Source organism: Tundrisphaera macrotermitis, assembly GCF_051175315.1.
In the GTDB taxonomy this organism is placed as follows: Bacteria; Planctomycetota; Planctomycetia; order Isosphaerales; family Isosphaeraceae; genus Tundrisphaera.
Genome location: NZ_CP195100.1, coordinates 3,861,344 through 3,887,042 on the forward strand (window position 1 = coordinate 3,861,344; position 25,699 = coordinate 3,887,042).

Sequence of the window (25,699 nt, forward strand, 5' to 3'; positions counted from 1 at the left end):
CCCCAATCGGAGCGCGTCTTCCATGTCCGAGATCGACGACGAGAACGTCCCCGCCAACGAGGAAGAAGTCCTCGAACAGGCCCTGGAACTCGACACCCAGAGCCAGATCTTCCTGGAAATGCGCCGCCAGAACCTCGACCTGCTCAAGCTCTCGATCGAGGTCGCCGGGCTGGGCGGCTCGCACGGGCCCGTCAAGTCGGGTGACCTGAAGGTCGCCGTCAAGAACATCTGGGAACTCTATTCCGAGTTCTATAGCTGGATCGACCCCGAGGAATCCGAAGGGGACGACGACGAGGACGACGAGGATTACGACGGGTGAGCACCCCCAATCAGGCCACCTCTTTCGAGACCGTGGGCTGGGTGGGCGACGCCGCGACCGGCTTCCTCCGGATGATCGACCAGACCCTGCTCCCGGTCGATTTCGTCCAGATCGATTGCCGAGACGTGCCCACCGTGCACGAGGCCATCAAGGCGCTCCGCGTCCGCGGGGCGCCGGCCATCGGCGTCGCAGCCGGATACGGTGCGGTGGTGGGCGGCCAGGCGGCGCTCGCCAACTCGGGCGACCTGGGCGCGGTCCGCGCCGCGGTCCAGGAGGCGACCAACCACCTCCGGACCAGCCGGCCCACGGCCGTAAACCTGTTCTGGGCCCTGGACCGCATGGATCGGGCCGCCGCGGCCTCGTCCGCGACGACAGGGCGCGCGTTCCTGGACGGGCTGCTCGAAGAGGCCCATGCCATCGCCGCGGAAGACCGGGCGATGTGCCGGGCCATCGGCCGGTTCGGGGCCTCGCTGATCGGCCAGGGGCAGGGGGTGCTGACCCACTGCAACGCCGGGGGTCTGGCGACCGCCGACTACGGCACCGCCCTGGCCGTGATCTTCGCGGCCGTGGAGGGCGGGACCGCCCTGCGGGTCTACGCCGATGAGACCCGCCCCTTGCTCCAGGGGGCCCGCCTGACCGCGTGGGAACTCCAGAGGCGGAACATCCCGGTCACCCTGATCTGCGACAACATGGCCGCCCAGGTCATGAAGGAAAAGAAGGTCGACCTCGTGGTCGTCGGGGCCGACCGGATCGCCGCCAACGGCGATACGGCCAACAAGATCGGGACCTATGGCGTGGCGTTGCTCGCCAAGGCCCACGGCATCCCGTTCTACGTCGCGGCCCCCTCCAGCACGTTCGACCTCACGATGGCGGATGGTTCCACGATCCCGATCGAGGAACGCGACGCGCGGGAGATCACCCACGGGTTCGGCCGCGAGACCGCTCCCCAGGGGATCGACGTCTACAACCCGGCGTTCGACGTCACCCCGGCGGAACTGATCGCGGGGATCATCACCGAGCGCGGGGTGATCAGCCCGGTCACCACCGAGAACATCCGCGCGCTGGTTGGTTCCGACGCGGCGATCTCGGCGAGCGCACGCTGAAATGACCGAGAGGGCGGGAAGTGGGAGGCCACCGCGTTCACCGCGGGCCTCTCATTTCCCGCCTTCGTTGATCCATAGAGCTAGGAGCCCGATGATGCTGGCCCACAATGTCTACTTTTCGCTGCATCAGCCGACCGAGGCCAATCGTGCCAAGCTGATCGCGGCGATGAAGACCTACCTGAACAATCATCCCGGATTGGTCTTCTTCGCCTGCGGCGTGCTGACCCCGGACCTCGCCCGGCCGGTCAACGATCGGGGCTTCGACGTGGCCCTCCACACGGTCTTTGCCACCCGGGCCGACCACGACGCCTACCAGGTGGCCCCCCGCCATCTCCAGTTCATCGCGGAGAACAAGGCGGACTGGGCCCAGGTCCGCGTCTTCGATTCCGACGTGGAATCGGCCTGAGCCGACGCGCCGCTCCCCGGGGCGGCGATCCGACCCACCGCGAATCGTTCGATCCGAGGACCTGGGACACCCCAGGTCCTTCGCGTCGGGCGATCGAGGTCGGTACTTCCCTCGATCTGCACGGGATGCCGGAGTCGAGGGCCATTGGCCGCTCCGAGACCATCACTCCGGGCGGCATCGATGGCCGACGGGCCATTTCGGCTCCCAACCCACGATCGACCGGGTGAGCCGGGGCGAACATGCCGCCTGTGGCGACCGGGGGGCGATGGTGAGCGGAGCCCGGTCCGAATCGGTCCCGATCTGGTCGGATCGCGGTCGCTCGTCGGAACGACCCGACGGAAAGGTTCCTCCGCGCAAACCCGGATTCGGGACGGAGATCCCCCGACCATCGGGGCCCGGTCACGAGGGCGAAGCGACTGGTAGGGGCCGCCTCCGACTCGCTCACCGATTCGTTCGGGCCGATCGGGAGGGACATCACGGGTCGGTCGCGGGAGGGCGCCCCGCATATTCCCGGATTTCGTCGGAGAAAGGCCGAAGTTCGAGCCGGGCAAATTCCGATTATTGCTCTGGTGCTCCACGTCACCTCCTTGTAAAAGGGGCCTCATCGCGGTGATTGCGTTGCCTCCCGTTCGCGGGACCGGGTCGACCGGATGGTCGGTACCGTTCACTGGCAGGGATGTCGTCGTCGCCGCGAGACCGCCGAAGGCCCAGGGTCTCCCCTTCGCTTCGTCGCAAGGGACGCCGCGGGACCCTTCGAGCGGGACCCGACTCGTCACGATGACGGGTCGTGGGGCCTCCGACGCGAGGCCCGCCCAAGGAAGGGCCGGGGTCCCCCCCCGGCATGACCAGCACCCTCGATCTTTCCCCCGCTTCTCCCTGGTGCGTGGCCCCGAGCGATCGGCTCCGCCCCGCCGTCGGATCGTCGTCCGGTACGCCATCGCGTCCCGAACGTCGTCGGTCCCGACGCGGATGCGGCCGTCGCGTTGTCCGGCCCGAACCACGGTGGTGCCCTCGCCTCGGGCCCACCGCGAACGGCTTGCGTGCGTCCCCCTGACCGGGAGACGTCCCGGGTCGACCTGCGGGAAAGGAGTCCGTGCGGCATGACCATCGCCACGTTGATTCTCGCCTTGATCGCCACCCCGGCCGCCGGCCCGGGCGAGCCCATGTTGCTCGACTTCCACGCCGACTGGTGCGGCCCCTGCCGCCAGATGCGCCCCGCCGTCGATCAGCTCGTGCGGATGGGCTACCCTGTCAAGTCCGTCGACATCGACAAGTCGGCCGACCTCAAAGAACGCTATCAGGTCGAGCAGGTCCCGACCTTCATCGTGATCGACGGTACGGGGAAGGAGCTGGCTCGCGCCATCGGTGCCCAGCCGCCTCGCGAACTCGCGACGCTCTATAACGGGGCGGTTTCCAAGGTCTCCAAACGGCCAACCCCCGAGGTCGAGCGGACGTCGAGTGCCGATCCGGACGCTTCCCCCGATGCGGGAACGGCGGAGGAACCTTCCGAGGCCTCCGAGTCGGACCTGCCGCGGCCGGTCAACCCCCGCCCGTGGGAGACCGTGGTCCGGATCAAGATGCACGTCTCGAACAATGCCCTGGTCTTCGGCTCGGGCACGATCATCTCCAGCACGCCCGACGAGTCGATCATCCTGACCTGTGCCCACATCTTCAAGGTCGATGGGCCCAGGCAGATGTCGCCATCGCAGTACAACCGCCGGATCTCCGTCGACCTGTTCGATGGCCAGCTCCACGGCCCGAACCGCCAGCAACTCCACCCGGCCCAGCTCGACATCCCCGGCGAGGCCATCGATTACGACTTCACCCACGACGTCGGTTTGATCCGCATCCGGCCCGGCCGGCGGCTCCCGGCGTCCCGGGTGATCGGCCCGGACTGGCAGCCGAAACGCGGGCTCCAGATGTTCACGGTCGGCTGTTCCAACGGGAAGGATGCGACGGCCTGGAGCACGCAGATCCTCGAGCCGCGCGTCACGATGAGCAACTCCGCCACCACCATCAAGTGTGCGAATCAGCCCCGGGAAGGGCGGTCCGGCGGCGGCCTCTACACGACCGACGGTTACGTCGCGGGCGTCTGCGACTTCGCCGATCCCAATGAGCACACCGGCCTCTACGCCACGCCCGGGGCGATCCACGCCCTGCTCGACCGCAACCGGATGATGGCCCTCTATCGCCCGACGACGGGACAGCCCGACCGCCTCCTGGCCTCGAACCCCGGTCGACAGGCCGCGGGATCGGGCACGAAGTTCCGGGCCCAGTCGCCGAGCGAGGTCGAGCCCCGCCTGTCCGGGTCGATCACCCTGCCCCCGCCCGCCCTGGCCGGCGTCAAGATGCCCGAGGTGGAGCCCGGAGGCTGGAATCCCCCGGTCGCGACCCCCTCGACCCGGGTCGCCAGCAACTCGGGACGGACCCGCCCTGGCCAGCGGATCATCGAGGATGATCCCGGCGTGCCGTCGCGCACGGCCATCGCCACCGAGGCCGAGGTCGAGCCCACCGAGGAAGACCGGATCTTCGACGACCTCGCCCGCAGGCCGGAGCCGAAGGCCGAAGCACCGATCCCGGCCCGCAACTCGGGCAAGAGCAGTTGGACCCGCTCCACGCGGCAGATGCCCGACCCCGCCATGATGGCCCGACCCTGACTCGCTGGATCGGTCACGAATCACGATCGGCCCGGCGACTTCACAGCGAAATCGCCGGGCCGATCGCCATGGTGCCGCGGGCAGTCCGCGATGCGGCTCTCCCTCAACTGATTAACGACCGAAGCTGCTTGAGGTGGCGGGGCACGGCATCCCGGGGATCTTCCTTGCCCTCATATTCCAGGACGACATACCCGGAGTATTTGGCGTCGCGGAGGATGTTCACGAACCGCGACAGGTCGGCCTCGACCTTCTTGCCGCCGCCGGGGCTGATCTCGGTCTTCACCTGGACGTTGACCGCGTAGGGGGCGATCTCCGCCAATTCGGCGTAGGGATCGGCCCCCTTGAAGTTGCCGGTGTCCAGGTTGACGCCGAAGTTGGGGGAGTCGACCGCCTGGACCAGCCGGAGGAGTTGCTTCGGCGTGAGGGTGATCCCGCCGTGGTTCTCCAGGCCCAGCGTCACCCCCTTCTCGACGGCCAGGGGCAAGGTCTCCTGGATCGCCTCGATCACCCGCGCCACGGCGACATCCTCGGTGTCGCCCTTGGCCACTTGGCCGGCGAAGATCCGGATGACCGGGGCATCCAGTTCGGCGGCATTCTCCAGCCAGGTCTTGACCAGCTTGATCTGGGCCTCGCGGGCGGGGCCGGGAGGGACGCAGAAATTGTTGCCGACCGACGTCCCCGAGATGTCCAGCCCGAGCTTGAAGGCGTGCTGCTTGAGCTTGTGGAGGTAGTCCGGCTTGACGTCGGGCGGGAAGTAATAAGAGGTCAGTTCGACGCCGTCGAGGGCGTAGTCGGCGGCGAGTTCCACGAAGTCGAACAGGTCCATCGTCGGCTTGCCGGTCTTGGGCAGGAGCGCGTCGCGGAACGAGTAGGCGGCCAGGCTCAGCTTGAGATGGCTGGGCCGGGTCCGCCCGATCGGGCCGATCGCCGAGGCGGCCCTCGGCAGGGACACGGGGCCTGCGACGCCCAGGAGGGCCGCCGCCTTGAGCAACTCGCGTCGGGAAAGCATCGCCATCAACTCATCCTCCGATCGGGTCCGGGGACTCCGCGCCAGCCAGGATCCGATGATAGGACACCGGTGCGGCCCCGACCAGGGAGCGTCACCGGGATCCTCCCACGCCGGGACGGTCGTGGGGCGGAGGGTCGAGATCGGGCAAGGCCACGTCGGCGCGCGAAAACCGCCGGCCATCGCTGGCCGGCGGTCCTGGCTGGTCCGGAATCATCCCGGCGAAGGTCAGCCGTCCAGGTCGGTCAGCAGGTCGTTGACCTCGCGGTCCATTTCGGTCCGTCCGGCGGACACATGCGAGCCCCGTCCGGAGACGCGCGAGCCTGCATCCGCCCCGAAATCCTCGTCCGAGCGGCCGCGCCCCCCCGGTGCGTCGTAATCGGTCTGGGTCCGGGCGCGAAGGTAGAGCTTCACCGGGACATCCCGGAACGGAAGCTTCTCACGGAAGACGTTGAGCAGGTAGCGGAGATAGGTCGGGTCGAACAGCGAGGGGCTGTTGACGAACAGGACGATGGTCGGCGGGGCCGTGCCGACCTGGGTGGCATAATAGATCCGGGCATGTCGGCCGCTGCTCGACGCCGGGGGGTGGGCAGCGACCGCCTCGCGGACAACGCGGTTGAGCGTCCCGGTCCCGATCCGCTTGCCCGCCTGCTTGAACATCGACTGCGACAGGTTCAGCAGCGCCTTGACGTTCTTGCCCGTCTTGGCGGTGATGAACGCCAGGGGCATGTAGCTCATCCCGCGGAACGCATGCTGGATCGCGGTCGCATACCGATTCATCCCGGCGACGCCGCTGTTCTCGCCGGCATCGTCCATGATGAGGTCCCACTTGTTGACCACGAAGATGCACGGCTTGTACTGCTTGGCGATGTAATCCGCCATCTGCTTGTCGAGCCGCGAGATCCCCGAGGTCGGGTCGAGGAACAGCAGGACCACGTCGGCGCGGCGGATCGAGCGCTCGGCCCGGTGGACCGAGTAGAAGTCGAGGTTGTCGCGGATCTTGGCCTTTCGGCGGACGCCCGCCGTGTCGATCGCCAGGAACGGGAGGCCGTCGAGTTCGAACCGGACGTCGACCGAGTCGCGCGTCGTTCCGGCGACCTCCGAGACGATCATCCGCTCGGCGTGGGCCAGGGTGTTGATGAAAGTCGACTTGCCGGTGTTCGGGCGGCCGACCACGGCCACCTTCATCATCTCGTCGGACGGCCGGGGCGTGTGGACGTTGGGCATCATCTCGGCGATCAGCTTCAGCAACGCGGGCTTGTTGCGATTCTGATGCGTCGAGACGTGGATCGGGCGGCCGCGGCCGAGCTTGTAGAATTCGCCGCCGCGCTGGTCGAACTCCGGCGTGTCCGACTTGTTGATGACGAGCAGGACCGGCGTCTTCTGGATGTAGCGAAGCTTGTGCGCCACATCCTCGTCGAGCGGCATCACGCCGTCCTTGACATCGACGACGAACAGGATGAGATCGGCCTCGTTGATGGCCGTCTCGATCTGGCGTTCCACATCCTCGGACAGGTCGTCGCGGTCGACCATGCCGATCCCGCCGGTATCGACCAGTTCGAAGTAGCGGGGATCGTCCTCGTCCCCGGCCGAGGCCAGGGTGCCGACGCGGTCCCGAGTGACCCCCGACATGTCATCAACGATCGCGATCCGGCGGCCGGCGATCCAGTTGAACAGCGAGGATTTTCCGACGTTGGGTCGGCCGACGATCACGACTTTGGGCAGGGCCATTTCCGGTACGCGTCCTTTCCCGCGAGCCCGAGTGGGTCGGCCTCGGACCTTCGAGGACCCGGCCCCGATCCGGGTCGCGGCGGCCGGAGATCGATGGCGATCGCCCGGCGACCGACTATTATAGGAAAGCCGCTTCCTTCGGACAACCGTACACAGGGTCATCCGGGCGGGATTTCGGCCGCTTCGACCTCCCGATCCAGCGGGGAGTGAATTCCGGAGGGCAGGGGATGGGATCGTCGGACATGCCTCGTTCGAAGGCCCCGGGCCTCCGCGACCTGCTCGGGCTGGTCGCCGGCTATGCCCTGGCGGGGTTCCTGCTCCGGCACTGGAAAGCCGATCGATCGTCGGATCTGGCGATCCAGGTCGGCTTCTGGGGGGCCTACCTCTGGTACGGCCTGGCGATGAGCGGGCCGATCGTGCTCTGGATCTGCCGCCTCGGGGACGGTGGCGGGATGCCGCCGAGGACGCCGCTGAAGCTCGGTCGGCTGATCGCGGATGTACCGGTCGGCGCCGTGCCCGAACCGGAGCACGCGAGCATCGCCGCTCCGTCGGATCAGCTCTCGTTCAACGAGTACCTTTGGCTGATCATCGGCGGTTTCTGGGCCACTCTGACCCTGTTCCTCCGCGCGCCGATCGGATGGGATCTATCGTGGACGATCGTGGCGGCGGTCCCTGGGCTGGCCTGGATGGGTCTGGGCCCCTGGATCGTCCGGTCGATGGTGAAGGGGCCGCCGACGCGGAGATGGACCCACACCGTCGCCTCGGCGGTGGTCCTGGGCTGGCCGTTCGCCGCCCTGATGCTCCTTCTCGCCTCCGGGATGTATGGGAATTGATGACCGATCAAGGTTTGGCTTGATCTTGACGCCCGGGCCGATTTACCGCACAACGCCTCCGATCTCGGCGTGGACTGCGCGGTGACGTCCGGCGGAAGGATCGACGACGTGCGAGACCGACAGATCATGGCGAGTCGGCGATCCGGTCGGGCGGCCGGCCTCCTGATCGGCCTGGTCATCACGCCGGGATGCGTCCAGACGCCCCCCGAGGCCGACCGTCGAGTCCTGGAAGAGCGCATCGTGGGCGCGGGCCTCGCCCCCCACAAGGAACCCGCCGGGCCGGAGGTGGACACCGCGGTCAGGCCGGCCCGGGCCGAGGGCCCCGATTCCGCCGCCATCGCGATCGAGCCGTTGAGCCTGGAGCAAGCCCGGGCGATCGCCCTGCGGCAGAGCCCGATCCTGGCCCAGTCGAATGCCTCGGTCGACATCGCGCTCGGGAATCGGGAGATCGCCGATGCGGGGTTCTATCCCACGATCCAGGGGAACTACGGCTTCCAGGCGTTCTCGTCGCAAGTGGGATTCACCGGGACCCGGGGCCGCTTCCCGGTCCTGCCGGTGCGCGGCTTCGGCCCGGGAACCCAGGATTTCCACGTCACCGAAGCCCAGCTCAAATGGACGATCTTCCAGTTCGGCAAGCAGATCACGGCCCATGAGCAGGCGGGTTGGCGGGCCGAGGTCGCGAAGCTCGAACGGGAACGGGCCTGCCAGACCGTCGGCTACGAGGTCGCCCAGGCCTACTTCCGGATCCTCGAAGCGAAGTCGGACGTGGAGATCGCGGCGCGGGCCGTGGATCGGGCCGAGGCCTTCGCCAAGGAGGCCGGCGACCTGCTCCGCCGGGGCGTGATCACCCGCGAGGAGGAACTCCGCGCCGAGGCCGGGTTGGCCGGGGTCCGCCAGGTCCGCGCCGACGCGGTCAGCGCCGAGGAAGTGGCCATCGCCGCCCTGAACCGCGCGATGGGCATCTCGATCAACGCGGACACGCGGGTCGTCGAACGACGCGAGGCGCCGCAAATGGCCCTGACGCTCGACCAGTGCCTGCGGCTGGCGGTGGCCCACCGGCGTGAGATCCCGGTCGTGTCTCGGGGGATCGCCATCGCCCAGGGGGACGTGAAGGTCGCGACGGCCGACTTCCTGCCCAGCCTCTCGATCCAGGCCGGATACTCGAACGTGACCGGCACCGGCGTCCAGAACGCGAACGTCGGGGCCGGCGGGATCTTCGTGTCCCACGACCTGTTCGCCGGCGGGAAGCGGCGCGGGCAGCTCCACGCGGCCGAGGCGGGGGTGAGGTCGGCGGCGGCCCAGGCCCAGCAGGTCTGCGACGGCATCGCCTTCGAGGTGAACGTGGCCTATCGCGGCCTGGAAGACGCCCGCGAGCGGATCGGGTCGGCGCGGGCGGTGTTCGAGCAGGCACGCGAGAACACCCGCCTGCTCGCCAGCCGCGCCCGCGCGGGGGATGCCACCCCCGCCGACGTGATCGAGGCCGAGTCGGGCGAGACCCGGTCGGAGCAGACCTTCCACGCGGCGATCTACCAGTATCAGCGTGCCATCGCCCGGCTCGAATACGCGATCGGCGTCGAACTCCCGGCGACCCCGGGCCGGCTCCCCGAAGCCGCCTCGCCGGTGGTGAGTGATGACGTCCCGCCCGTCCCCCCGGACGACCCATCGCCGTTCGAGCGTCGATCGACCCCGAATGCGCTCCCGGGGTTGCCCCCCCCGCCGGGGACCGACGCGGTCGCCCCGATCGAAGGGACCCCGCTGTCGCCGCCCCCATTGCCCGAGGCCCCCGATCGATCGCGATTGTTCGGCCCGCCCTCGCTGGCCCGCCCGCCCTACGAGTCGTCCTCACCGTTCGGCACCCGGCCCTGAGGGATCGGCGCCTTCAGCCTCGTAGCGGGCCGGAGGCCCCGGGCGGCACGGGTCGGAGGAAGCAGGCCAGGATCACGGCCACCCCCAGCACGGCCGTCAGCATCTGGAAGGCCGACTGATTGGCGAAGACCACCGCATGGGCGTGCGTCCAGGAGGCCAGGAGCCGGGAAGCCTGCGCCGGGGCCTCGGCCGGATCGAGGCCGTGGAGCGTGAAATCGTCGATCAGCCGCAGCCGGACGTCATCCCATGGGGGCCGGTTCGGCACCAGGCTCTGTCGCATCGCGTCGAAGAGCGCGTCGCCCCGCCTCTCGACGAAGATCCCCATGAGATTGCCGCCGACGAAGGCCGGCAGGGCCAGCATCAGGTTCTTGATCCCGGAGGATGAGGCGACCTGGGCCGGGCTCATGTCCTCCTGCGAGATGCAGATCAATGGCGACGCCACCAGGCCGGCCGACGCCCCCCAGAACGCCATGACGGACGCGATCCAGGTTTTGTCCGTGAACAGGTCCAGCGACGAGAGGATCCAGGTCGCGCCCATCATCCCGGAAAGGCCGCCGATCAGGCGCCACTTGCGATCGGCCCGGGTCCCGAATCGGGCCGTCAACGCCAGGCTGGTGGCCATCGCGACGACCGCGGGCAGCAGGACCAACCCCGTCGTGGTCCTCTGATAGTCGCGGGTCACCGCCATGTACTGGATCAGCGTCCCGATCACGGTGAAGAAGCCGAAATCGGCGAGGGCCTTGATCACCACGCTCATCGCAAATCGGGTCACGCGGAACAGTCGCAAATCGAGCAGCGGGTGGTCGCAATGCAGTTCATGAGCCACGAACCAGGCGAACAGGACCAGGCCAACCGCCGAGACCAGCCAGAACTCATTGGAGGTGGACCAACCCCACTTCTGGAACCGGAACAGCCCGAGCATCAGGCAGAGTACCCACCCCAGCAGCAGGACGAACCCGCCGAAGTCGAACGGTTCACGCCGTCCCGTTGCCGGCTCATCAGGCTGGAGGAGGTGGAACGTCAGGACCACGCACGCCGAGGAGACCGGCACGACCGCGTAGAAGATCGTCCGCCATGAGGGAAGGTCGATCAAATAGGCGCTGATGCTCGGCGCCGCGATCCGGCCGAAATAGAGCCCGAGGACGTACGCCGCGATGGCGCCGTCGCGATGGTCGGGGAATTCGCGCCAGAAGACCGCCAGGACGGTGGTCACCACCATACCGTTGCCCCAGCCCTGGACGAACCGGGCCACCCCCAGCATTTCCATGTTCGGGGTCATGGCGCAGCCCAGGCTGCCCAGGGTGTAGATGATCAGGCCGATCACGTAGGTAGCCTTCAGGCCCATGCGGGCCCGCATCCAGGCGATCAGCGACATCCCCGCCACCGACCCGAGCAGGGTGCAGCCCAGGACCCACTGATAGCGGTATCGATCCGACGAGAGTTCGTTGACGACCCAGGGGCGGGCCAGGTCGGTAAACGTCGAGGTCATCCCGGCCAGCAGGAGCGTGGGCATGATCGCCGCGACCACCCGGTCCCGGCACGGGATGCCATGCCAGAGGCGGAGATCGGGCGCAATCGGGTCGTCGGAGCGGGGTTGGATCGGGAGGGCGGCGGAATGGGTCGCCATCAGTGCACCGCCCCGGGGATCCCGGCGGTCGGGCTGACCCCGAGCCGCCCCCGGTGGCGCTGGCGTTCGGCCTCGGCCTCGGCCCAGGCCGGGTCGCCGGGCCCGTGCGAAATCGCCACGGTGACCGAGAGGCCGGGGCGGAGCCGGGCCTTGCGCGGGCCGTCGTCGATGGCGATCCGCACCGGGACGCGCTGGGTCACCTTGGTGAACTCGCCCGAGGTCACGTCGCGCGGCAGCAGCGAGAAGTTCGCCCCCGTCGCCTGGTTGACCCAGACCACCCGCCCGGTTTGCGTGCCCCGCAAGGCATCGACCCAGATGCGGGCCCGGTTGCCGGGCTCGACGCCTTCGAGCCGGTCCTCTTCGAGGTAGGCGGTGATGTAGATCAGTCCCGGATCGTACATGCTGACCACCGGTGAGCCGAGCGGGGCGTGGTCGCCCGGGCTCCGGTAGCGGCGCACGATCACGCCGTCGAACGGGGCCACGATCCGGGCATTCTGCCTGCGGGTCGCGACCATCGCCTCGGCCTTCGCCGCCTGCTCGACCTCGTCGCGGCGGAGCTGGACCTGGCGCTTCTGGACCTCGATTTCCAGGGTGCCCAGTCGGGCCAGCCGGACCGATTCGGCGGCCTTCTCGGCCGCACGCAATTTCTGATCGAGCGACCGTCGGGCGATCTCGACCTGGGCGCGGTCGGCCTCGGCCCGTTCCACCCGGGCCCGGGCGGCCTCGACCCTCGCCTGCTCGGTGTGATACTCGCGGGTCACGTCCTGGAGTTTTCGCTCGGGGGCCGACCGCTCCTGGAACAGCTTGGTGTAGCGTTCGAACTCTTCCTGGGCATGGGTGAGCGCGGCCTGGACCGCCGCCGCCTCGGCGGTCGCCTGGTTCACCGCCTTGTCCACGTCCTGAATGGTCATCGTGAGCAGCGCCCGCGACTCGGCGACGGCCGCCTCGGCCGAAGCCTGTTCTTTCTCGGCGACCGCGACCCGGCTCGGATACTCCTGTTCGAGGCGCTCCAGGGTCGCCTCCTCGAAATGCAACGTCGCCTCCGCCACCCTCCGCTTCGCCTGGACCTCCTCGACGGCCCGGTCCAGGGGGACCGGGTCGATCTCCGCGAGCAACTGGCCCGCCTTGACCGAATCGTGCTCCTCGACCAGGACCTGGGTCAGGATGCCGGATTCCTGCGGCGCGAGGTGGACGATGTGCGACTCCACGAACGCATCGTTGGTCATCGACGTCGTGAATCGGTAGTAGGCGCAATCCGCCATCACCGCCAGGCCCACCACGGCCCCGAGGATGCCGATCGACCAGATTCCCCACCTCGCCCACCGACCTCCGAAGCCCTTCCTGCGAAGGGCGGGGGCGGGCGGTGCGATGAGGGGAGGAGGGATCTCGACCGCCGCCGGCTCGGATTTCTGCCCGTCCATCCGACCACCTATCGGGACCATCGATGAGGATCATCGGCTCGCCGCGCGGCAGGCTCCGAGAGCATCGTAAGCCCCTCCGGCCGAAAAGCCAGCGAGCCACGGGGCGCGGCGATCCGCCTCGACCCCCCGGAGGGCGTCGGCTACGATGCGCACGAAGATCGTGACCGCCGGATTTCCTGGGCTGGGGAGGGGCAAGGATGCGGATCGCCAAGAAGGGTGGAGCGGCGCTCCTGGGAGGGGCGGCGATCGTTTCGGGGCTCGCCGTCCTGGGCGTCGCCCTGGCCCGCGAGGGGGAGGCTGTCCGAGCGGAGCGGGGACGCCTCGACGGCCGATGGGTTGCCACCTCGGTCCGCTCGGTCGCGGGCGAGTTGGACGGGGACGGGGCCGCTCGGTATGGGCTCGAATTTGCCGGCGGGACGATCGTGGCCCGGGGCCTGGCCGATGTCCCGGAGAGCCGGGGCACCTACCAGCTGGCCCCCGCCGCCCGGCCCGCCCGGATCGACCTCAAGCTCGAATCCGGGCTGGCCCTGGGAAACTACGCCTTGAACGGGGATGAGCTGGTCGTCTGCCTGAACCCCCTGGACCTGCCGGAACGGCTGGGCCTGCCCGAGCGCGGTCGCCCCGATCGCCTGGAACCGGACGAGTACCGACTGGTCTACACGTTCCGCAGGCAGCCCCGGTAAGCGGCCCCGATGAAACGGTCGGGGGCGGCCCAGCCGCCCCCGACGCCAAGATCACTGATTACTCGGCGGCTTCCGCATCGCGGGTTTCGTCGGGCGGGGTCCAGTCGGGCTTGAGGCCGGCTTCCTCGCGGAGCCGGGTCATCCCGTCGGTCAGGTTCCTGGTGAGCACGTCGGTGCGGGTCTCGGAATAGAACGAGGAGAGCGACCCGTTGGGTCCGAACAGCGTCGCGAAGCTGGCCGGCTCGCGCTGGTTCAGGGTCATGACGTAGTACGTCTTCTTGGGCAGGTCGGGGGCGACGGCCACCTCGTTGGGCTTCAGCCCGAAGAGGGTGTCGGCCAGCTCCTGGCCGGCGCGGGGGATCTGGGGCAGTTCGTTGGGGGTGGCCGGGCCCCTCTGGAACTGGAAGTCGCCGGGGAATTGCGGCGGGATCGGCATCCCGGGCCGGAGCTTGGTGATCGACGGGATGTCGATGACCGGCCGGTTCTCGAAGGTCAGGCCCTTGATGGTGCCGCCATCCTTCTTGATGGCGGCGGCGAACTCCTCGGCCGCCTTCTGGGCGAGGGGGCGGGCCGCCTCGGCCTTCCAGGCGGCGACGACCTGGGAGCGGATCTTTTCGAGCGGCTCGACGTGGGCGGGCACGTCCTCGATCCGGCGGCCGAGGTAGCGGCGGCCCAGCACGTCGACCAGTTCGAAGGAATCGAACAGGGGCAGCTTCGTGTCGAAGGCGATGTCGGCGAACGTCCTGCGGTCGCCCCCCTGGCCGAGCGAGACCTTGGCTTCGGACAGGCGGCCGTTGGCCCGGGCCCCATCCTTGTCCAGCAGCGGGGTGGTCTCATGCTCGAGGCCATTCTGCTTGGCGACATCCGACAGGTCGGTCGGGGTGGGCAGCTTGGCCCCTTCGACGGACTCGCCCAGCTTCTTCCGCTCGTTGATGTCGTCCTGGTAGTCGTGATACTTATCCGAGAAGGCGTCGATGACGTCTTCCTTGATCTTGTTAAACTTGTCGTTGATCTGCTCCTCGGCCAGCTCGCGGGAGCGGGACGAGGCCAGGGTGTCCCGGACGTCAGCGAACGGGACGTAGCGGGCCGGGGTCAGGGCGGGCTCCCCCTGGAACAGGTCCACGGGCAGTTCATCGTCGACCGGGAAGTCGGCCTTCCTGGACTCATACAGGGCCTTGAGGTCGGCCTCGGTCAGGGTGGCCTTGATCGACTCGGCCAGCTTGATGGAGTCGATGGATAGCAGCTCCACCTTGACCCGGCGGGGCTCCTTGAAGGCGGGCTCGGGGCTGTTCGGGTCGGGCAGGCGATCCTTGCCCCGGTCGTAGAGGGCCTGGACCTGCTCGTCGGTCGGCTCGCCCACCTTGTCGATGAAGGCGTTGACCTCGACCGGGACCACCTTGAAGGACGCGCGCTCCGACTGGTCGCGATAGGTCTGGAACACGTCCAGGGGGGTGATGATCGGCGAGACGACGGATTGCTGGGCCTGCTGGATCCGGATCTGGCTGGCCAGGTCGCCGAGCAGGGCCTCGCCGCCGACCTCGTTGTTGAATTTGCTCAGGATGTATTCGAAGGAAGCGGCGTTCATGGCGCCGTTGGTGACCTTGTTGAGCCACTCGTTGGCGAACCGGGCATCATTGGGGATGCCGAGCCGATCGGCCTCGTGCTCCAGGATCATGGCGTCCACCAACTCGCGGGTGGAGGTGCCGCCGAAGTAATTCGCGCCGGCCCGGGGATCGGCCAGGGCGAGGAACCGGTTGGCCCGCTGGCGCTGCTCGTTGATCCGATACAGGTCCATGCGCCGGACCGGCTTGCCGTAGAGGTCGGCGATGGGCGTGTTCTGGTCCCGCGTGGCGGCGGAATTTCCGCTCCGCGTCAGGGTGTCGGCCAGCACGAACCCGATCATGGCCAGGATCCCGACGATTGCGATGAGGTTTCGTTGGTGGCGTCTGAAGATCGCGAACGGCATGATGTTCCTCGGGCTCGAAGCCGGTCCGGCGGGGGGGTCGGCCTGGCTCGCCCCCTTGACACGACTTGGTACGCTAGCTAATTGAAAGGCTCGGCCTCCAAGTCGCCGGCCCAAACCGTAGTGTATCAGTTGGCGTCGGAAGAACAACGGCAAAGGACCGCCCCGCGAGGGCGTCGATCACGGTTGATCGGCGACCGAAGCGGAGGTTCCGGAGCAGGATAGGAAGATATCGTGGCCCGAAAGTCCGCCAAGACAGCATCCACCGACGAGACGCCCAAGGCCGCCCCCAAGAAGCGGGCCGCGGCCAAACCCAAGGCGGCCGCCGCCACGCCGAAGCCGAAGAAAACGGCCGCGGCCTCGTCGGCCGCGGGAGGCGGCGGCAAGGGCCGGAGCCTGGTCATCGTCGAGAGCCCCAAGAAAGCCAAGTCGATCAATAAGTTCCTCGGCTCCGGCTTCGTCGTGAAGGCCAGCATGGGGCACGTCCGCGACCTGCCCAAGCGCAAGCTCGGTCTCGACGTGCTGGGCGGCTACGCCCCGTCCTACGAGATCATGACCGCCAAGAAGGAGACGATCCAGGACCTGAAGCGCGAGGCCGCCAAGGCCGAGACCGTCTACCTGGCGACCGACCCCGACCGCGAGGGAGAGGCCATCGCCTGGCACCTCCAGGAGGCGCTGGAACTGCCCGACGAGCGGGTGCGCCGGGTCATGTTCTACGAGATCACCGAGAAGGCCGTCAAAGAGGCGTTCAACCACGTCGGCCCGATCGACATGGACAAGGTGAACGCCCAGCAGGCCCGGCGGTTCCTGGACCGCTTCGTGGGATATGAGCTGTCCCCCTTGCTCTGGAAGAAGGTCGCCCGCCACCTCAGCGCCGGGCGGGTCCAGTCGGTCGCCGTCCGCCTGATCGCGGAGCGGGAGAAGGAGATCCGCGCCTTCGTCGCGGAGGAATACTGGAGGATCGGCGCGATCCTGTCCCCGGCCGGCTCGACCGCCGAGTCCGACCGCTTCGAGGCCGAGCTGGCCCAGTGGAAGGGGGAGAAGTTCGCCGCCAAGACCGGAGAGGAGGCCCAGGCGATCCGCGACGCCATCGCCTCCGCCCCGTTCCAGGTCGCCGAGGTCGAGGAGGTCGAGAAGCTCGACAAGCCCGACGCCCCGTTCAAGACCAGCACGCTCCAGCAGCAGGCGGCCATCCGGCTCCGGTTCTCCGGCAAGCGGACGATGAAGATCGCCCAGGAGCTTTATGAAGGCATCGACGTCGGCGGAGACGGCCCGACCGGGCTCATCACCTACATGCGTACCGACAGCCTCCGCGTCTCCGACGACGCGGTGACCCAGGTCCGCGAGCAGATCCAGACCCGCTACGGCGACCGCTACCTGCCCGCCAAGCCCAACCGCTACGCCGCCGGCAAGCAGGCTCAGGAGGCCCACGAGGCGATCCGCCCGACCGAACTGGCCCACGACCCGGAGACGATCAAGGGCAAGCTGACGATCGACCAGTACAAGCTATACTCGTTGATCTACCGCCGATTCGTCGCCAGCCAGATGACCCCCGCCGTGTTCGCCGTGACCAACGTCTCGGCCCGGGCCGGCGACGGGCTGTTCAAGGCCCAGGGCAAGATCCTCAAGTTCGACGGCCATCGCAAGGTCCTCACCCCGGCCGGCAAGCAGGAAGATGCGCTCCTGCCCGCCTTGAGCGTCGGCATGGGGCTGGATCTCATCGAACTCAACCCGACCCAGCACTTCACCCAGCCGCCGCCCCGGTTCTCCGAGGCCGCGCTGATCAAGGCGCTGGAGAAGGAGAACATCGGCCGGCCCTCCACCTACGCGCCGATCATCCAGACGATCCAGGACCGGCTCTACGTCGAGCAGAAGGAACGCCGGTTCCACGCCACCGACCTGGGGATGCTGGTGACCGACCTTTTGGTCAAGCACTTCCCCAAGATCATGGACCTCAAGTTCACCGGCCACATGGAGGACGAGCTCGACGAGATCGCCACCGCCAAGATCGACATGACCAAGGTCCTGGACGAGTTCTACCACCCGTTCAAGGAGTCGCTCCGCGTGGCCGAGACGGCCATGGAGAAGGTCCAGGTCATGTCGTCGGAGACCTGCACCGAGTGCGGCGCCCCGATGGTGGTCAAGTTCAGCAAGACCGGATCGTTCCTCGGCTGCTCCCGCTACCCCGAGTGCAAGTCGACGCGGCAGATGGACGGCACCGCCCGCGCCTCCGCCGTCGAGACCGAGCACATGTGCCCCAAGTGCGGCAAGCCGCTGATGTTGCGGGACAGCAAGCGAGGGCCGTTCCTGTCGTGCTCGGGCTATCCCAAGTGCAAGGAGTCGTTCAACCTCGACCCGGTCACCAACCAGCCGGTCCCGTCCGCCGTCGAGACCGAGCACACCTGCGAGAAGTGCGGCAAGCCCATGGCGTTGCGACAGGGGTCGCGAGGGGCCTTCCTGGGCTGCACCGGCTACCCCAAGTGCCGCAACACCATGCCCGTGGACGACTCCGGCAAGCCGGTCGTCCCGGTCAAGGTGGACGTCAAGTGCGAGAAGTGCGGCGGCCCGATGGGGCTCAAGACGGGACGTCGGGGGGCCTTCCTCGGCTGCCTGAATTACCCCAAGTGCCGAAGCACGGCCCCGCTGCCCGATGACCTCAAGGAGCAGCTCGGCGACGCGGCCACCGCCGCCCCGGCCGCCGCCAGCGGGCCCGACCTCAAGTCGGTCGAGGTGGTGGAAACCTGCGAGAACTGCGGCGGGCCGATGCTCGTCCGCAAGGGCCGCCGGGGCTACTTCCTGGGCTGCGCCAAGTACCCCAAGTGCAAGGGGACCAAGGAGCCCGGCGAGGTGACCCTGGAACGGATCTCCGCCGTCACCGGGGCGCCGGCCGAGGCACAATAAGACCCGGAGTCCCCCACGCTATTCAACCCGCCCCGCGTCGAGGAGATCCCCCGGCGCGGGGCGTCGTCGTTTCGGTCCTGAGGCAGGGCGCAGGCTTTGCAACCTCAAAAGACATCGGCCCGTGACTTCCGCAAACCCTACGGAGCGATCCCATGCGTCAGCCCAACGTCAGCGTCTACGGCTCGATGACCTGCCCGGACACCGTCCGTGCCACCGAATTCCTGGACGCCCAGAAGGTCCCCTACGAGTTCAAGGATGTCGACCAGAACCCCGAGTACAACGACTTCATCGCCGGCCTGAACGGCGGCAAGCGGGTCATGCCCACGATCCGGGTGGAGAACGACAACCTCATCAACCCGTCCTTGGACGAGTTGTCGAAGGCCGTCCAGGCCGCAGCCTCCAACTGACGGTCGCTCAGGATGTCCGCAGCCCCAGCCGAACCAGGGCGATGATCTGGAACACGACGGCACTGCCGGTCGCCCACGGCTGGACGAACCCGGCCTTGAACACGAGATAGAGGTAGGCCAGGACCAGCACCAGGAAGATCGGCGTCAGGAACGGATCGATCCAGGAAGGCCGGCCGTCCGCCCGGGGCGTCGGGGTCCAGCCGATGAAGTAGCCGACCACGGCGAAGGCGACCGAGAACGGGATGCCATCGGCGACCTCGGCCCGACCCCGCTTGTCGTCCTCCGCGCCGGCGAACAGGATCAGGCTCAGGGCGATGACCGAGGCGATCGCCAGGTGATCGGTCGCCCGGATCGTCGGTCGCCGTGGCGGGATGTCCTGGAAATCCACCCGGAACCTCCGTCGCCCGGCCCGGGCGGTCTCAATCCATAGGATCGGGCGCCGGGTCCGCACGCCGGGCCGTCGGCCGCTTGAGGTGGACGAGCAGCGTGGCCACGTCGGCCGGGTTGATGCCGGTGATCCGCCCGGCCTGGCCGAGCGAGCGGGGACGGACCCGGGCGAACTGCTCGCGCGCCTCGGCCCGGAGTTGGGAGATCCCCGCGTAGTCGAGGTCGACCGGTAACGGCTTATCTTCTAGGCGTTGAAACCGCTCGACCTGTGCCGCCTGGCGATCGATATAGCCGCCGTACTTGGCCGCGATCGTGACCTGCTCGACCGCCGAGGAGTCGTCGGCGTAATCGACCAGCGCGGGATGGATCGCCGTCAATTCCTCCCAGGTCGTCGGGGGGCGGCGGAGGATCTGCTCCAGGGTATCGCCGCCCACGCGCGTCGCCTTGAGATACGAGCCCAGGCGATCGATCCGATCGCGTCGACGTTCGAAACGGCCCCACCGCGCGTCGTCGACCAGCCCGATCGATCGGCCGAGTTCGGTCAGGCGGAGGTCGGCGTTGTCGGAGCGGAGCAGGAGGCGATACTCGGCGCGGCTGGTAAACATCCGATAGGGTTCGTCGACCCCCCGCGTCACGAGGTCGTCGATCAGGACGCCAATATAGGCGCGAGATCGATCGATCACGAAGGCGTCTTCGTCCCGGGCCAGCCGGGCGGCGTTGATCCCGGCCATCAGCCCCTGCGCGGCGGCCTCCTCGTAGCCGGTCGTGCCGTTGATCTGCCCGGCGAAGAACAGGCCGGGGATCGCCTTGGTTTCCAGGGTCGCGTGCAACTGGGTGGGCGGTGCGTAGTCATATTCGACCGCATAGCCATAGCGCATGATCTCGGCGTGTTCCAGCCCGGGGATCATCGGGATGATGCGGTCCTGGACGTCGCGGGGGAGGCTGGTCGAGATCCCGTTGCAGTAGTATTCGAGCGTCTGCCGCCCCTCGGGTTCCAGGAAGATCTGATGCCCCTCGCGGTCGGCGAAGCGCACCACCTTGTCCTCGATCGACGGGCAGTAACGCGGCCCGGTCCCCTGGATCTGCCCCGAGAACATCGGGGCCCGATCGAGGTTGGCCCGGATCACGTCGTGGACCTCGGGGGTGGTGCCCGTGATGTGGCAATCCATCTGCGTTTGCTCGATCCGATCGGTCAGGAACGAGAACGGGGCCGGGTCGGGATCGCCGGGCTGGGGCTGGAGCCGGGAGAAGTCGATGGTCCGGCCGTTGAGCCGTGGCGGCGTGCCGGTCTTGAATCGCTTCAGCTCGAAGCCGAGTTCGCGGAGGCTCCCCGAAAGCCCCTCGGCCGAGGCGTCCCCGGCCCGCCCCCCGGACGTCTTGACCTCGCCGGTGTGCATCAGGGCCCGCAGGAACGTCCCGGTCGTCACGACGATGGCGCGGGCCCGATAGAGGACGTCGCCCCGGCACCGGACGCCGACGGCCCGGCCCCCCTCGACGGCGATCCCCTCGACCATCTCCTGCCGAAGGGTTAGATTTTCGCGCTTCTCGACGGCAAGCTTGGCGTGGGCCTGATAAAGCTTCTTGTCGCACTGGGCCCGGGGGCTGTGCATCGCGGGGCCCTTGCCGCGGTTGAGCAGGCGGAACTGGATGGCCGAGGCGTCGGTCAGCAGGCCCATCGCCCCGCCGAGGGCGTCGACCTCCCGGACGATCTGCCCCTTGGCCACGCCGCCGATGGCCGGGTTGCAGCTCATCTGGCCCACGGCATCGGCGTTGATCGTCAGGAGGGCGGTCCGCCGGCCCATCGCGGCCGACGCCATCGCGGCCTCGATCCCGGCGTGCCCCGCGCCGATGACCAGGACGTCGAAGTGATACGGGTCGCGCGCGGGCGAGGTCATGGCGGTCGGGTCTCGGTGCGTGGGGCTGGCGGGTCGTGGCGGTGGTCCGATCCTCCGATTTTACGGGATCGCGGGCCGCCGGGCATCCCCACTCGCGTGCCAACCCATCGCGATCGCCCGAGCGGATGGGCCTCCGGGATGGGGCCGGGCCGTCCTTTTCTTCGGGATCGACGCCAGCGTCGCGGGCGTCGCGGCGGCCGGGATCGCCCGGCCCCGGCCCGACGGGTCGAATGGGACGATCAGGTCGGGGCCGCCGGAGGCCGGCCGGTAGGTGAAGGCGGCGGCCTGCGTGTCGTAGATGGCCGGCTCGGTCCGGACCGACCCCGAGTAGTTGCCGGGCACCGGGATCGAGCGGCCCGGGCCCCGGACGCCGATCGCGACGATCTGATCCGAGCCCCCCTCGGATGGGCGGATGCGGAAAGCGGCCTGGGCCGGAAGGTAGACGGCCACATCGGCCAGCCCGTCGCCGGTGTAGTCGGCGGGCACGGGGATCGCCTTGCCGACCCCCTTCGGCCCGATGCGGATCAGCCGGTTGGGGCCCCCCTCGGAAGGTCGGATCAGGAAGGCGGCCTTCGCCGGGAGGTAGACGGCGACGTCGGCCCGGCCGTCGCCGGTGTAGTCGGCCGGTGCCGGGATCGACCGGCCGGTCCCCTTCGTGCCGATCCGCACGACCCGGTCCGGCCCGCCCTCGGAGGGCCGGATGAGGAAGGCCCCCCGCGATGGCAGGTAGACCGCGACGTCGGCCTTGCCGTCGCCGGTGTAGTCGGCGGGCGTGGGTATCGACCGGCCGGCCCCCCGGAGTCCGATCGGGACGGTCCGGTCGGGGCCGCGGTCGCCGGGGCGGATCAGGTAGGCCCCCTGCGACGGCAAGTAGACCGCGAGTTGGGTCACACCAATGCCGTCGAAATCGGCGGCGGCGGGGATGGACTTTCCCGACCCAGCGATGCCGAATGGAATGTTCCAGTCGTTGGAACCCGGGGAGCCGAAGGCGGGGCGGTAGGCGAAGGCGCCGGCTTCCGGGAGGTAGACCGCCAGGTTGGTCCGGCCGGAGCCGTCGAACGAGGCCGGCGGGGCCGGCGGAGGGGGCAGGGCGGGCCTCCCGGGCGTGGCCGATCCGAGGGCCCGCGCCACCGCGAATCGCGAGTAGAGGGAGGTCGAATCCGCGGAGCCCGCCGCGCCCGCGAGGAGGATGTTGCCGTCCGACTGGACCGCCAGGGCGGCGACCTCGGCGGATCGGACGGCCGCCCCGAGATCATACCGGGCCAGCCCTGGGGAAGACGCATCCCCGAAGCTCGCGTCGGGCGATCCGTCCGCGTTGAATCGGGCCGCCGCGAACGCCCTGCGGGTGACGCCGCCCTCGACGGACGCCAGGGTGATGACGCCCCCGCCCACGAAGATCCGGCCGTCGGCCTGGATCCCCAGGGGACCGGCAAACGTCGTGCTCAGCAGGCCGGCCTGCCCGAACGAAGCGTCGGGCGTCCCGTCGGCGTTGAGCCGGTGCAGCGCCTGAGCATAGGGGAGGCCGCCGATCGAGGCGATCTCCTCGGTGGACAGGACGATCTTGCCATCCGGTTGGACGGCCAGCCCCGCGACATCGGCGGAGAGGACCGACCTCGGGTCGCCCTGGTCACCGGGCAGGATCACCACCCCTCCGGGCGCGGCCGGGCCGCCGAAGGTGGTGTCGACCCGGCCGTCGGCGGCGAGCCTGATCACGGCGAAACTGGGATCCGTGATGCTGGGCCTGGTGTCCGCCGGGCCCGCCAGGATGATCCCGCCATCGGCCTGGATCGCCACCCGGGTCGGCGAGCTGTACAGGCCGGGGTCGGCCGTCGCCGTGCCGTTCACCCCGAAGCCGGTGTCGAGCGAGCCTTCGGGGTTGAGGCGGACGGCCGCATAGGATTGGCCCGAGCCGCCGACCAGGATGATGCGGCCGTCGGGCTGGAGGGCCATGGCACTCGCTTCGATGACGCCGGCCGAGGGGGATTCCCGGGCGCCAGGGGGATAGACCGCGAGTCCGTTGCTGCCGAACGTCGTGTCGAGCGACCCGTCCACGTTGATCCGGATCACGGCGAACGTCGAGCCCGCATCGGGCGAGAACGGGGATCCCAGTTGCAACCGGCCCGCCGCGAGGATCTTGCCGTCCGGCTGGATGGCGACCACTCTGCCGATCTGGTTCCTCGCGAACGTTGACCGGGAAGAGACGGTGCTGAACGGGATCGCGACATCGACCTGGCCGCCCGTACCGAAGCCGGAGTCCGGGGAGCCGTCGGCATCGTAACGGGCGAGGATCAGCCTGCTGGTGACGCCGCTGGCCAGGCTGAGGCCGCTGGTGGTGACGACGGCCACGGCCACGGCCTTCCCGTCCGGGAGGGCGAACAGGCCGGACATCGAGACGTTCGACAGGATGGCGGGCGATCCGGGGAGGGGTGTGTTCACGAAACCCCGGCCACCGCCGAACGCCGGGTCGAGGGCCCCGGCGCCGGCCAGCAATTCCCGACCTTCGAGCCGCTCGACGATCGCGATCGGGCGGGGCCGGCGCCGGGCGCGGCCCGATCGGCCCGGCAGGATGCACGCGGCATTCATGGCGAGAATCCCCTGATCCGCGGTGGGCGGGGCACCCACGCGACGACGCGCGGGCCGCCCCGCATCGGATCGGTGTAAATATGTCATATGGGTTCGGTCGGCGGAGGTCAAAGGGTCGGCGAAATTCCCCGCCGCGCGGGCCGGTCAACTTTGCCGTGACAATCCCGCCCGCCTGCGCTATGCTCGACGGATGTCTCGGCGGGGTCGGGGGGCGGTCGTGCCCCCGACGCCGGACCGACCCGTCGCCCCGTGGACGACCCATGCCCCTGGACTGGCTGACCCGGCTGGACCCGCTCCGGAGGGTCCGCTGCCCATTCTGCTTCGAGCGATTCGCCGCGTGCGAGATGCACATGCGGTGCGACGACCACTATTGCAAGATCGACTTCGGCCGGATGATCGAGGACCCGATCCTCTCGAAGGCGATGTTCGGGCCCCGGTGGATGGGCGGGCAGGGGGGCGCGGCGCTGCGGAGCCCGTGGTGGACCGACCCAATCCGGGACGCCAGGCGGGGCATCAGCCGCTTCTTCGACTGGATGATCCTGCCGGCCTCCGTGACCTGCCCGAATTGCCGCAAGCCGACCGACGTCCGGCTCTGCCCGCGCTGCCACGGCCGGCTGCCCGACGCTGTGGTGACGGATCGCACCGGCCACGTGGCGATCTTCGGGCCCCAGTCGGTCGGCAAGACGACGTATGTCGCCGTCCTGATCCACGAGCTGGAGCACCGGGTCGGCCCGGCGCGCGGGTTCACGCTCGACCCGCTCACCGACGAGATCGGCGAGCGGTACGGGCGCGAGTACCACGACCTCACCTATGGCGGCTCGCACCTCGGCGTCGGCGAGGGGGCGGACGACGACGCGACCCGCCGGAGCCATCCGGCCACGCCGTCGATCGAGACCGATCGGCGGATCCTGCAACCGCTGGCCTATCGGGTGTCGGCCCGCTCCGGGAAGGGCCAGGGGAGGCGGCGGGACGCGTTGCTTTCCTTCTTCGACACGGCGGGCGAGGACTGGGAGATGAACTTCGACCTCCTCCGCAACGAGGCGAAGCAGTTCACCCAGGCCCGGGGGCTCCTGTTCCTGCTCGACCCGCTCCGCATCCCCGACGTGGCCCACGACCGCCGGCTCCGGCTGACCGAGAAGGAGACCCGGGTCCCTCCGGCCGACTACCTGGGCGATATCCGCAAGCTGGCGACCTGCTTCACCCGGAGCCCGGTCCGGACGCCCCTGGCGATCGTGCTCAACAAGCTCGACCGCTGGGGCCACCTCCTGGAGCCCGGCACGCTGCTGCATGACCTCGCCCGATCCGTCCCGGATCGTGCCCCGGACCGCCACCTCGACGGCCTGGTCCACGACGAGGTCGAATCGGCCCTCCGCCGATGGGGGGCGACCGGGTTCCTTGACTACGTCGATGCCCACTTCCCGAACCATCGCTTCTTCGCCTGCTCGGCCCTCGGCGACGCCGCCCCGGACCGGGACGACGCCCCCCAGCCCCTGCCCACGCCCCTGCTCATCGAGCGGCCCGTCCTGTGGCTCCTGGAGCGGCAGGGGATCATCGACGAGGCCCGGCCATGATCGGCACCCGGCCGGCCAGCCTCTGCGAACGATGCGGCTACATGCGCGAGGTCATCTCCGGCAAGGGGTCGCGATTCCTCCTTTGCCGGCTCGCCGGCGCCGATCCGAGGTTCGCCAAATATCCGCCCCAACCGATCGGGCGATGCGTCGGCTTCGTCGAATCGCATGCAGCGGATCCGGGACGGGAGGGCGGGACGGCCGGGTCGGATGACGTGTGATGGTCCTGTCGCATCGCCGGCCCGGCGGACCTTTCGAAGCTTGATTTCGGGTCACGCAAAATCGTCCCGGCACCGATGGATGGGATAGGCAGCCGGGAGGGCTGGCCAGTCGCGTGATCGCG

At 69.0% G+C, this 25,699-nt stretch carries 18 protein-coding genes; 10 read left to right on the top strand and 8 right to left on the bottom strand.

Annotation, left to right across the window (positions count from 1 at the left end; translation table 11 throughout):
- Nucleotides 1-22 precede the first annotated feature (22 nt).
- The 4 genes from TA3x_RS15575 to TA3x_RS15590 all read left to right on the top strand — a co-directional run bounded on the left by TA3x_RS15575 (nt 23) and on the right by TA3x_RS15590 (nt 4,485).
- Nucleotides 23-319 carry a hypothetical protein gene (locus TA3x_RS15575; RefSeq protein ID WP_435015572.1) on the top strand — a complete coding sequence of 99 codons (297 nt, stop codon included), beginning with the start codon at nt 23-25 and terminating at the stop codon, nt 317-319.
- Nucleotides 316-1,422 (top strand): S-methyl-5-thioribose-1-phosphate isomerase, encoded by a 1,107-nt coding sequence (gene mtnA, locus TA3x_RS15580; RefSeq protein WP_435015573.1) that lies wholly within the window; start codon nt 316-318, stop codon nt 1,420-1,422. Before TA3x_RS15575 ends, mtnA begins: the two co-directional genes overlap by 4 nt.
- A gap of 94 nt (nt 1,423-1,516) precedes the next feature.
- Nucleotides 1,517-1,828, top strand: coding sequence for a Dabb family protein (locus TA3x_RS15585; RefSeq protein ID WP_435022376.1), 312 nt, complete (start codon nt 1,517-1,519; stop codon nt 1,826-1,828).
- A 1,100-nt stretch (nt 1,829-2,928) separates the two neighbouring features.
- Entirely contained in the window at nt 2,929-4,485 is a 1,557-nt protein-coding gene (locus TA3x_RS15590; RefSeq protein ID WP_435015574.1) for a thioredoxin domain-containing protein, read from the top strand.
- 103 nt (nt 4,486-4,588) lie between these two features.
- Here the strand turns inward: TA3x_RS15590 and TA3x_RS15595 are convergent, their stop codons facing one another.
- Both TA3x_RS15595 and der read right to left on the bottom strand, forming a co-directional pair.
- The gene (locus TA3x_RS15595) at nt 4,589-5,500 is read right to left on the bottom strand and encodes a sugar phosphate isomerase/epimerase family protein (RefSeq protein ID WP_435015575.1); all 912 of its coding nucleotides are present in this window, start codon (nt 5,498-5,500) and stop codon (nt 4,589-4,591) included.
- A 219-nt stretch (nt 5,501-5,719) separates the two neighbouring features.
- Nucleotides 5,720-7,222, bottom strand: a complete 1,503-nt coding sequence (gene der / locus TA3x_RS15600) for a ribosome biogenesis GTPase Der (protein WP_435015576.1) — start codon at nt 7,220-7,222, stop codon at nt 5,720-5,722.
- 242 nt (nt 7,223-7,464) lie between these two features.
- Between der and TA3x_RS15605 the strand changes: the two genes are divergently transcribed.
- Complete coding sequence (locus tag TA3x_RS15605; RefSeq protein WP_435015577.1) at nt 7,465-8,055, top strand: hypothetical protein; 591 nt, start codon at nt 7,465-7,467, stop codon at nt 8,053-8,055.
- A gap of 108 nt (nt 8,056-8,163) precedes the next feature.
- Nucleotides 8,164-9,921, top strand: coding sequence for a TolC family protein (locus TA3x_RS15610; protein WP_435015578.1), 1,758 nt, complete (start codon nt 8,164-8,166; stop codon nt 9,919-9,921).
- A 13-nt stretch (nt 9,922-9,934) separates the two neighbouring features.
- Here the strand turns inward: TA3x_RS15610 and TA3x_RS15615 are convergent, their stop codons facing one another.
- Together TA3x_RS15615 and TA3x_RS15620 are read right to left on the bottom strand one after the other, a co-directional pair.
- Entirely contained in the window at nt 9,935-11,548 is a 1,614-nt protein-coding gene (locus TA3x_RS15615) for an MFS transporter (RefSeq protein ID WP_435015579.1), read from the bottom strand.
- Nucleotides 11,548-12,969: an HlyD family secretion protein gene (locus tag TA3x_RS15620; RefSeq protein ID WP_435015580.1), complete on the bottom strand. Its 1,422-nt coding sequence runs from the start codon at nt 12,967-12,969 to the stop codon at nt 11,548-11,550. Before TA3x_RS15620 ends, TA3x_RS15615 begins: the two co-directional genes overlap by 1 nt.
- A 197-nt stretch (nt 12,970-13,166) precedes the next feature.
- On the opposite strand from TA3x_RS15620, the gene TA3x_RS15625 reads away from it, so the two are divergent.
- On the top strand, nt 13,167-13,652 hold the full coding sequence (locus TA3x_RS15625; RefSeq protein WP_435015581.1) for a hypothetical protein: 486 nt from the start codon (nt 13,167-13,169) through the stop codon (nt 13,650-13,652).
- A gap of 58 nt (nt 13,653-13,710) precedes the next feature.
- Here the strand turns inward: TA3x_RS15625 and TA3x_RS15630 are convergent, their stop codons facing one another.
- Nucleotides 13,711-15,555, bottom strand: a complete 1,845-nt coding sequence (locus TA3x_RS15630; RefSeq protein WP_435015582.1) for a hypothetical protein — start codon at nt 15,553-15,555, stop codon at nt 13,711-13,713.
- A gap of 294 nt (nt 15,556-15,849) precedes the next feature.
- On the opposite strand from TA3x_RS15630, the gene topA reads away from it, so the two are divergent.
- Both topA and TA3x_RS15640 read left to right on the top strand, forming a co-directional pair.
- The gene (topA, locus tag TA3x_RS15635) at nt 15,850-18,516 is read left to right on the top strand and encodes a type I DNA topoisomerase (protein ID WP_435015583.1); all 2,667 of its coding nucleotides are present in this window, start codon (nt 15,850-15,852) and stop codon (nt 18,514-18,516) included.
- A gap of 152 nt (nt 18,517-18,668) precedes the next feature.
- The gene (locus tag TA3x_RS15640; protein ID WP_435015584.1) at nt 18,669-18,923 is read left to right on the top strand and encodes a glutaredoxin family protein; all 255 of its coding nucleotides are present in this window, start codon (nt 18,669-18,671) and stop codon (nt 18,921-18,923) included.
- Between the two features lie 7 nt (nt 18,924-18,930).
- On the opposite strand, the gene TA3x_RS15645 is transcribed toward TA3x_RS15640, so the two are convergent.
- Genes TA3x_RS15645 through TA3x_RS15655 form a run of 3 tightly spaced genes read right to left on the bottom strand, consistent with a single transcriptional unit; the run spans nt 18,931 to nt 23,788 of the window.
- Nucleotides 18,931-19,311 (bottom strand): hypothetical protein, encoded by a 381-nt coding sequence (locus TA3x_RS15645; protein WP_435015585.1) that lies wholly within the window; start codon nt 19,309-19,311, stop codon nt 18,931-18,933.
- Nucleotides 19,312-19,342: 31 nt separating this feature from the next.
- Nucleotides 19,343-21,205, bottom strand: a complete 1,863-nt coding sequence (mnmG, locus tag TA3x_RS15650) for a tRNA uridine-5-carboxymethylaminomethyl(34) synthesis enzyme MnmG (RefSeq protein ID WP_435015586.1) — start codon at nt 21,203-21,205, stop codon at nt 19,343-19,345.
- 60 nt (nt 21,206-21,265) lie between these two features.
- The gene (locus TA3x_RS15655) at nt 21,266-23,788 is read right to left on the bottom strand and encodes a hypothetical protein (RefSeq protein WP_435015587.1); all 2,523 of its coding nucleotides are present in this window, start codon (nt 23,786-23,788) and stop codon (nt 21,266-21,268) included.
- Nucleotides 23,789-24,048: 260 nt separating this feature from the next.
- On the opposite strand from TA3x_RS15655, the gene TA3x_RS15660 reads away from it, so the two are divergent.
- A complete protein-coding gene (locus TA3x_RS15660) occupies nt 24,049-25,359 on the top strand; it encodes a hypothetical protein (RefSeq protein ID WP_435015588.1) in 1,311 nt (436 codons plus the stop codon).
- Nucleotides 25,360-25,699: the final 340 nt, after the last annotated feature.

What these genes read in the sequence shown, in the direction of transcription:
- TA3x_RS15575 (WP_435015572.1), top strand. Translation starts at nt 23, where the DNA reads ATGTCCGAGATCGACGACGAGAACGTCCCCGCCAACGAGGAAGAAGTC.
- TA3x_RS15585 (WP_435022376.1), top strand. Translation starts at nt 1,517, where the DNA reads ATGCTGGCCCACAATGTCTACTTTTCGCTGCATCAGCCGACCGAGGCC.
- TA3x_RS15590 (WP_435015574.1), top strand. Translation starts at nt 2,929, where the DNA reads ATGACCATCGCCACGTTGATTCTCGCCTTGATCGCCACCCCGGCCGCC.
- TA3x_RS15595 (WP_435015575.1), bottom strand. Translation starts at nt 5,500, where the DNA reads ATGGCGATGCTTTCCCGACGCGAGTTGCTCAAGGCGGCGGCCCTCCTG.
- der (WP_435015576.1), bottom strand. Translation starts at nt 7,222, where the DNA reads ATGGCCCTGCCCAAAGTCGTGATCGTCGGCCGACCCAACGTCGGAAAA.
- TA3x_RS15605 (WP_435015577.1), top strand. Translation starts at nt 7,465, where the DNA reads ATGCCTCGTTCGAAGGCCCCGGGCCTCCGCGACCTGCTCGGGCTGGTC.
- TA3x_RS15615 (WP_435015579.1), bottom strand. Translation starts at nt 11,548, where the DNA reads ATGGCGACCCATTCCGCCGCCCTCCCGATCCAACCCCGCTCCGACGAC.
- TA3x_RS15620 (WP_435015580.1), bottom strand. Translation starts at nt 12,969, where the DNA reads ATGGACGGGCAGAAATCCGAGCCGGCGGCGGTCGAGATCCCTCCTCCC.
- TA3x_RS15625 (WP_435015581.1), top strand. Translation starts at nt 13,167, where the DNA reads ATGCGGATCGCCAAGAAGGGTGGAGCGGCGCTCCTGGGAGGGGCGGCG.
- TA3x_RS15630 (WP_435015582.1), bottom strand. Translation starts at nt 15,555, where the DNA reads ATGATCGGGTTCGTGCTGGCCGACACCCTGACGCGGAGCGGAAATTCC.
- TA3x_RS15640 (WP_435015584.1), top strand. Translation starts at nt 18,669, where the DNA reads ATGCGTCAGCCCAACGTCAGCGTCTACGGCTCGATGACCTGCCCGGAC.
- mnmG (WP_435015586.1), bottom strand. Translation starts at nt 21,205, where the DNA reads ATGACCTCGCCCGCGCGCGACCCGTATCACTTCGACGTCCTGGTCATC.
- TA3x_RS15655 (WP_435015587.1), bottom strand. Translation starts at nt 23,788, where the DNA reads ATGAATGCCGCGTGCATCCTGCCGGGCCGATCGGGCCGCGCCCGGCGC.
- TA3x_RS15660 (WP_435015588.1), top strand. Translation starts at nt 24,049, where the DNA reads ATGCCCCTGGACTGGCTGACCCGGCTGGACCCGCTCCGGAGGGTCCGC.